Below are 11,075 nucleotides of genomic sequence, written 5' to 3'. Positions count from 1 at the left end.
TCCGGACCGGCGGTACCTCAACCAACTCCGATGCCGCTTGCATCTCCCACCCAACATAGCCCCCTCCCTCGGCGGCATGCCGTTGCCAGCACATGCAGCACCAACCAATTGCCGTCATCGGGGACAGCGCCGCGCAAAGTCCGAACCAACTTCACGCAGACGGTGCTACCGGCGGTTCCGGTGTTGCCGCCAGTCTGAGCCAATTTTGGCCAAGTTCTTGATCTATTCGGGCCCACACTCAATCGAACTTTTGGCGTTGCGGACCTGCCGAACACAACATCTCGTAACCCTGCGGTTTGGAGCCTTGGCTTAAACGGAAGGTTTCTTCTGCAGGGTCGCCACAAGCGTGCGTTCATATCCGATGAACTCGCCGCACTCACCTCAGCCGGGGACGGAAGCGTAGCCTGTCTCATAGTCGCCGCCGTGGTCAACAGCGTCGCCGCCTGCCCTACTATCTACGCTGGCTGACACCGATGTTCTCCCGAGGGTCCGCGCTTCCTTTTCCCAGCGACCTCATCACCCATCGCACGCTGCAGCACGCAGGCAGGCAGCGCGACTGGACAGGTCGCTCAGCCCTCACCGAAGCAGTATCCGTGCCCATTCTCGGCATGTCGCTGGCAGCATCCTGTCCATCGTCGGCGGCGTAGTCCAGCCGACGCTGCAACACTCGATTCGATCAGGCAAGAGCCGAAGCGTGCACACACTGGGCTGACCGCGTTCCTCATCGCCGGCACCTTGCTCTGCGACCCGCCCATCGCTACCGCCGAGAAGGCGCGAAACCCTCACTAGCACAGTGCTATTTCTCAGAAAATACCGGTCAGGCCGTGCTTGAACGCACCGCTTCAAGAACTTTTTCTCTCTGGCCTGTAAAACTGGAATGTCACTATTTGGATGAAAGCAGCACGGAGTTGATCGTGTCCCCCGGCTAGTTCTTCTCCCGGCCTAGCCTCGGAAGCGTGACCCAGTGGTGGCGCTTGGCGTGCTGACTTTCGTCGCCGTGGTTCGATCACCCGATCATCCGATCACGCAGCCGGGAGGTCGCTCTTCCTGGTCAACACGAAACGTCCCGCTGGGCGTTGCCAGATTTAAGCGACTACAACGGCTCGCTATCGGTAATGAATACAGGCGGCCAATAGGTCATTATTCAAAGTTCTTCATTGGGGCAGCAAACTCGGTTACGGGGCCGTCAGAAGGACAAGACCTGAGTTCCACGGAAAACGTTCGTTCGTTGTCCTCAGGGGTAACAGGAACCGAATTCACCTTGATCACCAATTCCTCTACGCCATCACGCTGCCAACGATGTGAGGGATTGGCAACTTCTAGAACAGCTACCGGATCACCGACTTGAATGCCGTCAACGGTCTCGATCCCTATTCCATGGACCTCTGCCGCCGTGACGTGCATGATGATCTCCGGATTGGTGGGACGTTGCGCAGGCCCGTCCGTGCCGATCGACACTCCACTCCAGTCGTAGTCAACCGAAGGGATGCCTTCATAGGTGGTCATCACGGGTTCTCCCCCAAACACAGCCGTGAGCGCAGCGACCACAGGTTCAATGGGTTCGAAATAACCGAACTCATCACCCTTCGTTCCATCGTCCAAGACGACCTGGATACTACTCGCAGACACAACCAAATGGTCCGGCGTGGCACGAGCCTCAAGGCTCGCCCCTTTCTCATCTGTGGTCGTTGAAGTAACCGCTGGAGCCGGAATATTCGCCTGAGGCCCAATCGAGGAACAACCGGTTAAGATCACAGCCAGAGCTGCGACAGCTGCGAAGCACATCGGGAAGGGGAAGAATGGCTTGCGCTGCGAGTGCACTGATGGCTCCCCTGCCCACACTCTCATCGCCACCCGCTTTCAGCTCGGCCGGACTCTCGCCGCGCGACGAGTCTCACAAATAACCTCCTGCTTGAATTGCAGTACTCACCGTTAGTTATGAAACGCCCAGAAGCAGAGTGACAAAGCTGATCGGCTACGCGCGCGTATCGATGCACCAGCAATCCACCGACCGTCAGTAGGCCGACATCCTGGCCGCCGGCGTCCGGCGCGATGACCTCTACGAGGCCCTCACCTATGCCCTGACTGCCAAGTAACCCTTGTCTCGACAGCATTATTGCCTTGAGACGACCTGACGGTCATCTTCCGTTCTGGTCCCGGGCTGCTCACCTCGTGGTCGGCGAGCCGAAGGGAGATCGCAGTTTGAGCATGAACCGGGTCAGCTCGAACTTCAGCTCGCGCAGGGCAGCGATCGTCGCCAGCGCTATGCTGCCGGCATTGTCGGGCCGGTCGACAGCATCGGTCATGACTGAGCGGCGCGCAACCAGGCGGTCGTGTCACCTGGAAGGGTGCGGCCGACGAGCTCCTCACTGGCCAGCAACACGTCACCAACCGGTAGTTGAACGGATGTTGCGCCCGTGTTGGCCATGATGGTCACGTCGCCGTTGCGGTACGCGACAACGTCGGGGCCGAAGCCTTCGAGCCACGTGACGGTTCCGGTGGCGAGGGTGTGCTCCCGGCGCAGGCGCAGTGCGAGTTTGTACAGCTCAAGCGTCGATCCGGCCACGCCGTTTTGCTGGTCGCGAGCCAGTCCCGCCCACTCGGCAGGTTGCGGCAGCCAGCTCTTCGCACCGGTGCTGAAGGCGAACGATTCGGCGGCGGCTTCCCACGGAATCGGCACGCGGCATCCGTCTCGCCCGTACCGCTCCCCCTTGGTACGAAACCAGGTGGGGTCTTCGCGGGCGTGGTCGGGCAGGTCGATGGCCTCTGGCAGGCCGAGTTCCTCGCCCTGATACAGATAGCTCGAGCCCGGTAGACTCAGCATGAGAGCGGATGCAGCCCGCGCGCGTCGCAGCCCGAGTGCCGTATCGGGCAGCCCGACCGTCTTGGGGCCGATGCCGTACCCCTGCAGATTCTTGCCGGTCAAGGCGAGCCGGGAGGCGTGGCGCACGACGTCGTGGTTGGAGAGCACCCAGGTGCTCGGCGCACCGACGTTACCGAAGGCTTCGAGCGACTCGTCGATGACGTTTTTGAGTAGCGGGCCGTTCCACGGGGTCTCGAGGTAGCCGAAGTTGAAGGCCTGGTGCATTTCGTCTGGACGCACCCACTTGGCCATCTGGCTGAGCGGGTCAACCCAAGCTTCGGCCGCGAGCACGCGGTCGCCGGGGTAGGCGGCGAGCACCTGGTGCCAGTCGCGGTAGATCTCGTGCACACCATCCTGCGCCCAGTACGGGGCGGTCACGGGCGATTCGTTGCTGATGCCGGGCTCGAGGGCGGTCGGGGCGCCGCCCATGCTGCCACCTTCGGCGGGAGGGGTGTAATCGGGGAGGCCAGGAGCCTTGATCAGGCCGTGTGCGACATCCACTCGAAAGCCGTCGACGCCGCGGTCAAGCCAGAAGCGCAACACGGCGCGGAACTGCTCGCGCACCCATTCGCTGTCCCAGTCGAAGTCGGGCTGGCTACTGTCGAACAGGTGCAGGTACCACTGGCCGGGGGTGCCGTCTGGATCGGTCGTGCGGGTCCAGGCCCGGCCGCCGAAGACGGATTCCCAATTGTTCGGGGGAAGCTCGCCGTTCTCGCCCTTGCCGTCACGGAAGGTGTAGCGGGCGCGCTCTGCGCTGCCCGGGGCGGCGGCGAGGGCAGCCCGGAACCAGCCGTGGTCGCTCGAAGAGTGGTTGGGAACGATATCAACGATGACGCGGATGCCCAGGTCGTGCGCCGTGCGCTGCAGCATCTCGAAGTCGTCGAGCGTCCCGAACAGCGGGTCGACGTTGCAGTAGTCAGAGACGTCGTAGCCGGCGTCGCGTTGCGGCGACGTATAAAAGGGAGAAAGCCAGATGGCATCGATGCCCAGGTCCCGCAGTTGGGGGAGGCGCGCGCTGATGCCGGCGAGGTCGCCTATACCGTCACCGTTGGCGTCGGCGAACGACCGCGGGTAGATCTGATAGATGACGGCCGTGCGCCACCATTCGGTGCCAGGGTTCAGTTCGGTGCCGGTCATGCCTAAAATGCTACGGCATCACCGGCGGACGTCGGTATTCTGTGGAATTGGGTTGCTTCAGGTTCTTTCCGCGTGGTGGGTTTTGCTGTCATCGGCGGTTTAGAACTGTTTTCGGTGTTATTGCGGCGACGATGACGTCATGGTTGGTGCCCCACGTATGGCGAGTTGCTTCGCATGGTCGCCGACGTAATGAAGGAAAACGCTCGTGACCGAGCGGACTTCAAGACGACGGTGGATCGGCTGGAGCAGGAGAACTGACGTTGCGTTCCCGGCTGGATAAGAACTCGACAACTCCTCGAAACCGCCCCGCACGGACAGTTTCAGCAAACCCACCAGTAAGGCCCCGTCGCTTCGCGAAGCGTCGGGTAAACCGCAAGGGAAACAGGCCGGCAGCGGTGGCGCTTCGCGGTCGATGACGGCAACACCTGACCGGGTTCTCCGCCACGCAGGCACCATCTGCCGCGGCTGCGAGAGTTCATTGCGCGGCATTGCCGGGACCATCGCCCGCACCGCCGCGGTGTTCAAAGATCTGTTTCAGCGCCCGTGTCCACCGGGTAGGTGTCCTCCCTGGGATAGAGCACTCCCCTGCTGCTGGCCGAGACGGTCGTGTTAATCAAGCAGGCAGTCATGGCCAGCCCAGCGACTCATGCTGACGAGACTTAGGCTGCGCGTGGGCGACGGCCTCGCCTGGGTTCACTGCGCGGGCACCACCACACACACCGTGTTCCATATCAATGCGAAGCGGGGACTGGCGGGAACGTTGAACGGTGGAACGTTTCAGTCACAGGGGTGATGGTCCACGACGAGTGGGAACTTTACAAAACATTCACCGCCGCAACTCACGGTTTATGCAGTCCCACTCGACGCGTTTACCGGCAACAGCTGCATCCCCGCGCGACCCTGATTACAACCGCCATCCCACGAGACAGAACACGACCGGTCATGGAAACGCGTAGCCATCTCCAAGAATCTGACTCGTTACGGAACCGGTTCCAGATTATGCGCCGTATGACCAATAAGGAAGCTCGTGCGAGCTGTACCCTGATTGCCTGGCGTGCCTTAATAGTTATATTGCGATTCGCACTAAGGCTTGCAATGCTCGTTTCGGTGCCATAGGTTTTGTTGTGGAACCGGTTTCCTATGAAGTCACCACAAAACGGGTTTTGTGATCGGGTTCCGCCCCTGCAATACAGAACCCCGTGTCCTTGACCTAAGGTGCGGGCAGACCTCAATGAGGAGAAGAAACATGAGTTCTACCTTGCACCGACGCTGGCTCTTGCCAGCAGCAACAGCTGGAGTCCTGGGACTTGTACTCGCGGGCTGTTCCGCACCCGGCACGCCGGCTGAGTCCGACGCAGACTGTGCACCGTACGAGCAATACGGCGCGTTCGAGGGTGAAACGGTCGAGCTCTACGCGACCATCGTCGACATCGAGGCCGACCAAATCGTCGAGAGTTGGGCAGACTTCGAGGCCTGCACGGGTATCACGATTGACTACGTGGGCACTCAGGAAGCTGAGACCCAAATCAACGTGCGCGCAGCTGCCGGGGACGCTCCCGACTTGATGATTATTCCGCAGCCCGGGCTACTGCAGCGGCTGGTTGCCGACGGCTACGTAGTTCCTGGTCCCGCAGCAGTTGAGGAAAACGTTGACGAGTTCTGGTCGGAAAGCTGGAAGGGCTATGGCACCATCGACGGCACCTTCTACGCCGCACCGCTCATGGCCAGCGTCAAGGGCTGGGTGTGGTATTCGCCGTCTGACTTCTCTGACAATGGCTATGACGTTCCCGAGACTTGGGATGACCTCATGACGCTGACCGCGACCATGGCCGGAAACAGCACCGACACCTACCGCCCGTGGTGTGTTGGCTTCGGTTCCGGTGACGCCACCGGTTGGCCCGGAACGGACTGGATCGAAGACCTCGTTCTTCGCACCGCTGGAGCCGACGTCTACAGCCAGTGGGCTACCGGAGACGTGAAGTTCTCTGACCCAGAGATCAAGAACGCCTTCGACATGGCCGGCGAAATTCTCCTCAATGAGGACTACGTAAACGGTGGCTTCGGTGGAGTGAACTCGATCGTCTCGACCACCTTCAACGACGCAGGCCTGCCCATCCTCGACGGCAACTGCTCGCTTCACCACCAGGCTTCATTTTACGAGGCACAGTGGCCTGAGGGCACCGTCGTCGCTCCCGATGGAGACATTTGGGCGTTCATTACCCCCAAGACAGACCCGGATGCCGGCAACTCTGTCACCGGTGGTGGTGAGTTTGTCGCGGCCTTCGCTGAATCGGAAGCTATCACCGCGGTTCAAACCTACCTTTCAAGCGACACCTGGGCCAACGAGCGTGTTGCCATCGGCGGTGTGATCAGCGCGAACAAGGGTCTTGACCCGTCGCTGGCCGGATCCGCGCTCGGGCAGGCATCGATTGAGATTCTTCAAGGTGAAGACACTGTCTTCGCTTTTGACGCATCCGACCTAATGCCGGCCGCAGTGGGTACTAGTTCCTTCTGGACTGGAATGGTTGACTGGGTTACGGGAACGCGCAGCACCGACGAGGTACTAACGTCTATCGACAGTACCTTCCCGTAACATCCTCACTATTTGACTGACCTGGCCCGCTGCGCCTATGCCTAGCGGGCCAGGTCGTCAGTGGCGTGGTTCGCATCCAATGGAGGTTTGCGCGTGTCAGCGTTGATAGTGCACAGCCAGGTTTTCCCCGTCTTCGGCGTGCTGCCCCTGGCAGCCCGCGGCGACTTCTGGGGCGGACTCTGGGAAAAGATGGGCCTGCTGGTCATTGGGCTCGTGGCGTTCGCCGCAGTTATCGGACTGGTCTTATTCCTCGTCGATCGGGCACCTAAGCGAGGTCGGGATGCCCTCCAGCTCATCGCCTTCGTCGCCCCGGCGATCATCCTTCTAGCGGTCGGCCTGGTCTACCCAGCGGTGCGAACCGCGTACCTTTCCTTCACGAACCGTACGGGCGATTTCGTGGGCATCGACAACTTCGTCTGGATGTTCACGCAACCGCAGATTCTCACCACCTTGGGTAATACCCTCATCTGGGTTGCCCTCGTGCCAACCGCCTCCACGGCAATCGGTCTGGCCTACGCCGTCTTTATCGACAAGTCCAAGGGCGAGAAGGTGCTCAAGTCGCTCGTCTTCATGCCGATGGCGATCTCCTTCGTCGGCGCCGGCATAATCTGGCGGTTCGTCTACGAGTACCGTGCTGAGGGCTTTGAACAGATCGGTCTTCTCAACCAGGTCATCGTCTGGTTCGGTGGGGAGCCACTACAGTTCCTCATCAACTCTCCGTGGAACACTTTCTTCCTCATCGTGGTCATGGTCTGGATCCAGACCGGTTTCGCGATGGTGTTGCTGTCTGCCGCCATTAAGGGAGTGCCTGTCGAGATTATTGAGGCTTCACGGCTCGACGGGGCTAACGCCTGGCAGCAGTTCATCAACGTCACCATTCCCGGGATCCGGGGCACCCTCGTCGTGGTTGTCACGACCATCTCGATTGCGACGCTGAAGGTGTTCGACATTGTTCGAACGATGACGGGCGGAAACTTCGACACGAGCGTTATCGCCAACGAAATGTACACCCAGGCCTTCAACCGTGGTGAGTTCGGGCAGGGCTCGGCGCTGGCGCTCGTGTTGTTCATCATGGTGCTGCCTATCGTCATCTACAACGTGAGAGTCATGCGCAAGCAGAAGGAGATCCGATGAGCACCGCAAACGCAGCAACGGTCGCAGAGCTAAATTCGCCTGTCGCACCCCGTGCAGCAAATGGCGGGGGCAAGGGGAACCGGGTCAAACAACGGCTGACATCACGGTGGGCGACATTCGCTGCGATCATCATCGCGACCGTGTGGACGATCCCGACCTTCGGGCTGTTCGTGTCGTCTTTCCGCACGGCAGACGACATCAGCAGTACTGGCTGGTGGATGATCTTCACCAACCCCAGCTTCACGTTCGAGAATTATGGTGACGTGCTGTTCTCCAGTGGGGCTTCATCCGCCAACCTCGGGTCGTACTTCGTCAACTCGCTCGTTGTGGCGATCCCGGCAACGCTGTTCCCGATAGCGCTGGCCACTATGGCGGCCTACGCATTTGCCTGGATCAAGTTTCGAGGAAGTGGTGCGATCTTCGTGCTGATCTTCGCGCTGCAGATCGTGCCGCTGCAGATGGCACTCATCCCACTGCTGCAGATTTTCTCACAGGTACTAGGCATCAGCGGAACGTTCCCTGCGGTGTGGATCGCCCACACCATCTTCGGTTTGCCCCTGTGCATCTTCTTGCTGCACAACTTCATTTCCGAGATTCCAGCAGAAGTAATAGAGGCCGCCAGGGTCGACGGTGCCAGCAACACGCAGGTGTTCTTCCGCATCATCATTCCGCTGGCGATGCCGGCGATCGCGAGCATCGGCATCTTCCAGTTCCTATGGGTGTGGAACGACCTGCTAGTGGCGCTCGTCTTCTCTGGCGGAACAGTGGATGTCGCTCCTCTGACCCAGCGCTTGGCGGAACTTGTTGGCAACTTTGGCCGAAACCAGGAGAGGCTGCCGGCAGCGGCATTCATCTCACTAATCGTGCCGCTGATCGTATTCTTCAGCCTGCAGCGCTACTTCGTGCGCGGCCTGCTCGCGGGATCTTCAAAGGGGTAAACTGCGGTAGCTAGAGTTAGGGAGCGAGCGGCACTAGTAGGCAGATACGGCAAGGCGCGCACGCGCGTCAGCCGGCAAGACGTCGATGACCAGAAGCAAGAAAATGGGGGTGCGCCGAAAATCCCGGACCTGCTGAGTCGTATCCACCACCTCTTCGGTCCGCACAAGACCACGCTCACCATCGCGTTGGTGCTGGTCGGTGCCGCCATCAGCGCGCTCCCCCACTGTTAACGAAGGAAGCGTTCGACCAGGGGCTGTTCCCGCCTTCAAACACGCCAAATATGCCGGTGCTGATCGAATTGGTCAGCATTATGGTCTTTCTCTGGATCGCATCCGCGGGCCTCGGCGTTTGGCCGGCGAGGCCGTCGCCCACGCGCAGTCTAAGTCTCGTCAGCCTGTTTCCCTTGCGGTTTACCCGACGCTTCGCGAAGCGACGGGGCCTTACTGGTGGGTTTGCTGAAACTGTCCGTGCGGGGCGGTTTCGAGGAGTTGTCGAGTTCTTATCCAGCCGGGAACGCAACGTCATGTTCTCTTGCTCCAACCGATCCACCGTCGCCTTGAACTCCGCTCGGTCACGAGCGTTTTCCTTCATTGCGTCGGCGACCATGCGAAGCCACTCGCCAAGCGTGGGGCACTCACCATGACGTCATCGTCGCCGCAATAACGCCGAAAACAGTTCTAAACCCCCGATGACAGCAAAACCCACCACCCGGAAAGAACCTGAAGCAACCCAATTCCACAGACCACGAATCAAGGCTAGGCTAGAATCCCATAGGAGCCCCCAATGATAGGAACCGAGTGAGCGCACTTTCCGACGTCGCTCGCATGGCGGGAGTGTCGAAATCTACGGCGTCCCGCGCATTGAGTGGATCAGGGTATGTTTCCGCTGCAACGAAAGACAAAGTCGTGCAGGCGGCCGCGGCCATCGGTTACGTGGTCTCATCGAATGCGGCAAGTCTCGTCACCGGACAAACCCGTAATGTCGGAGTGGTCGTCCCCTACATCAATCGTTGGTTCTTCGCCGAGGTACTCGAAGGAATCCAGGCCGCTCTCATCAATGCGGGGTATGACCTAACGCTGTACCGCCTCAGCCCTGACCCGGATCAGCGACGGCGCGTTTTCGACTACTTCCTGGTTCGCAAGCGTGTGGATGCCGTGATCGCAGTGAGCATCGCCCTTACCACGCACGAGGTTCAGATGCTTCACTCACTGGGGAAGCCCATTGTCGGTATTGGTGGCCCGATCACGGGCACCTCAACACTGAGCATCGACGACGTTGAAGTTGCGCGACTCGCAACTGACCATCTGCTCGGGCTCGGCCACACGCGTATCATGCATCTCGGCGGAGACCTAGCCGAACAAATAGACTTTAGCGTGCACGAAAAAAGGCTCGCAGGGTTCCGCGCTGCTCTTGAAAGCGCTGGAGTGAGCGTGCAGGATGATTTTCTGGCCTCGCCCTTCAGCATTCCCGGAGGTTACGAAGCTGCGCTATCCGTGCTTGCCAATCCGAGAACGCGTCCCACCGCGATCGTCGCCGGATGCGACGAGATCGCAATCGGAATTATGATTGCCGCTCGGCAACTTGGAATTCATGTTCCCACACAGCTTTCGGTCGTTGGTATCGATGATCATGACCTTGCCGCCATGTTCGGTCTCACGACGGTGCGTCAGTGTCCGCGTAGCCAGGGCACACTTGCAGTGGAGATCATGATGCGCGAGCTCAGCAAGCCGACTCCAGCTAACGAAATGGTGCGGCACCTCGTGCCCACCACATTCAAAGTCCGCACAAGCACTACCGCACCACCCGCGTAGGGGCTGGCCAACTGCAAGCGGCAAGAATCGAGGTCGCTGATGTTCGTCGCGTTGGATGACAATGAGGCGTCATCGGGATTGACGATGAGAAGGGCGGGTGCGCTCGGCACTGTGACGTAGTGATCGTCACCGGTGACGGCGCTTATCATGACGGTCGTCACGTTGACAACAGTTTCTGGGTGCATGAGAACGCCCCGGCACCGATTCGCAGGTGCGGCGGCAGGAGCCGTCCGCGAGTGAACATCCCGACCAACGTCCACACCGGGTGCTTCGAATCCCACCGCCGCTAGCAGGCAAGCCCGGCCCCGGCGGACCATAGACGACCAGCCGTTTCTCTGCAGCGCTGACGCTCAAGCCCTGCGGCTTCGATTCGAGATCCGCGAGCACCTCCTCTACCGGGCGCGCATAGGGATCGTGCGCCCGTACGAGCGCCTCCGTCTGAGAAGTAACGCTCATGAAAGCCCCGTCTCGTAGGGGCCTCGCGTGAAACCCGGGTGATTTGTTAACGCCGACTGAAAACAGGGCCAAAAGCGCCAACTGAAAACAGGGCCACCAACCATTATGGAAGGTGATCAAATTGGATGATTGGGCTGAGATT

The 11,075-nt window shown here is 60.1% G+C and carries 8 protein-coding genes; 4 read left to right on the top strand and 4 right to left on the bottom strand.

The window, feature by feature from the left end; genetic code table 11:
- Positions 1 to 1,140: 1,140 nt before the first annotated feature.
- The 3 genes from E3T43_RS11530 to E3T43_RS11525 all read right to left on the bottom strand — a co-directional run bounded on the left by E3T43_RS11530 (position 1,141) and on the right by E3T43_RS11525 (position 4,000).
- Positions 1,141 to 1,821 carry a hypothetical protein gene (locus E3T43_RS11530; RefSeq protein WP_166791315.1) on the bottom strand — a complete coding sequence of 227 codons (681 nt, stop codon included), beginning with the start codon at positions 1,819 to 1,821 and terminating at the stop codon, positions 1,141 to 1,143.
- Between the two features lie 344 nt (positions 1,822 to 2,165).
- Positions 2,166 to 2,306 carry a hypothetical protein gene (locus E3T43_RS18780; RefSeq protein ID WP_166791314.1) on the bottom strand — a complete coding sequence of 47 codons (141 nt, stop codon included), beginning with the start codon at positions 2,304 to 2,306 and terminating at the stop codon, positions 2,166 to 2,168.
- Complete coding sequence (locus E3T43_RS11525; protein WP_134472560.1) at positions 2,303 to 4,000, bottom strand: glycoside hydrolase family 13 protein; 1,698 nt, start codon at positions 3,998 to 4,000, stop codon at positions 2,303 to 2,305. The genes E3T43_RS18780 and E3T43_RS11525 overlap by 4 nt, the downstream gene beginning before the upstream one ends.
- Positions 4,001 to 5,246: 1,246 nt before the next feature.
- On the opposite strand from E3T43_RS11525, the gene E3T43_RS11520 reads away from it, so the two are divergent.
- The 4 genes from E3T43_RS11520 (at position 5,247) to E3T43_RS11500 (ending at position 10,477) form a co-directional block, all read left to right on the top strand.
- Positions 5,247 to 6,593, top strand: coding sequence for an ABC transporter substrate-binding protein (locus E3T43_RS11520; protein ID WP_134472559.1), 1,347 nt, complete (start codon positions 5,247 to 5,249; stop codon positions 6,591 to 6,593).
- A 189-nt stretch (positions 6,594 to 6,782) separates the two neighbouring features.
- Positions 6,783 to 7,727 (top strand): carbohydrate ABC transporter permease, encoded by a 945-nt coding sequence (locus E3T43_RS11515; RefSeq protein WP_134472562.1) that lies wholly within the window; start codon positions 6,783 to 6,785, stop codon positions 7,725 to 7,727.
- Positions 7,724 to 8,665, top strand: coding sequence for a carbohydrate ABC transporter permease (locus E3T43_RS11510; protein ID WP_134472558.1), 942 nt, complete (start codon positions 7,724 to 7,726; stop codon positions 8,663 to 8,665). Before E3T43_RS11515 ends, E3T43_RS11510 begins: the two co-directional genes overlap by 4 nt.
- A 798-nt stretch (positions 8,666 to 9,463) precedes the next feature.
- On the top strand, positions 9,464 to 10,477 hold the full coding sequence (locus E3T43_RS11500) for a LacI family DNA-binding transcriptional regulator (protein WP_134472557.1): 1,014 nt from the start codon (positions 9,464 to 9,466) through the stop codon (positions 10,475 to 10,477).
- A 126-nt stretch (positions 10,478 to 10,603) separates the two neighbouring features.
- Here E3T43_RS11500 and E3T43_RS19755 read toward each other — a convergent pair whose 3' ends face one another.
- The gene (locus E3T43_RS19755) at positions 10,604 to 10,933 is read right to left on the bottom strand and encodes a cation-transporting P-type ATPase (protein WP_134472556.1); all 330 of its coding nucleotides are present in this window, start codon (positions 10,931 to 10,933) and stop codon (positions 10,604 to 10,606) included.
- Between the last annotated feature and the right edge of the window lie 142 nt (positions 10,934 to 11,075).

This window comes from Cryobacterium sp. Hh7, from assembly GCF_004403155.1.
In the GTDB taxonomy this organism is placed as follows: Bacteria; Actinomycetota; Actinomycetes; order Actinomycetales; family Microbacteriaceae; genus Cryobacterium; species Cryobacterium levicorallinum.
The sequence above is the reverse complement of the archived record's forward strand: the minus strand, read 5'-3'. Positions and strand labels throughout refer to the sequence as shown.

Excerpts from the sequence above, each read along its gene's own strand:
- E3T43_RS18780 (WP_166791314.1), bottom strand. The coding sequence starts at position 2,306 with ATGACCGATGCTGTCGACCGGCCCGACAATGCCGGCAGCATAGCGCTG.
- E3T43_RS11525 (WP_134472560.1), bottom strand. The coding sequence starts at position 4,000 with ATGACCGGCACCGAACTGAACCCTGGCACCGAATGGTGGCGCACGGCC.
- E3T43_RS11520 (WP_134472559.1), top strand. The coding sequence starts at position 5,247 with ATGAGTTCTACCTTGCACCGACGCTGGCTCTTGCCAGCAGCAACAGCT.
- E3T43_RS19755 (WP_134472556.1), bottom strand. The coding sequence starts at position 10,933 with ATGAGCGTTACTTCTCAGACGGAGGCGCTCGTACGGGCGCACGATCCC.
- E3T43_RS11515 (WP_134472562.1), top strand. The coding sequence starts at position 6,783 with ATGGGCCTGCTGGTCATTGGGCTCGTGGCGTTCGCCGCAGTTATCGGA.
- E3T43_RS11510 (WP_134472558.1), top strand. The coding sequence starts at position 7,724 with ATGAGCACCGCAAACGCAGCAACGGTCGCAGAGCTAAATTCGCCTGTC.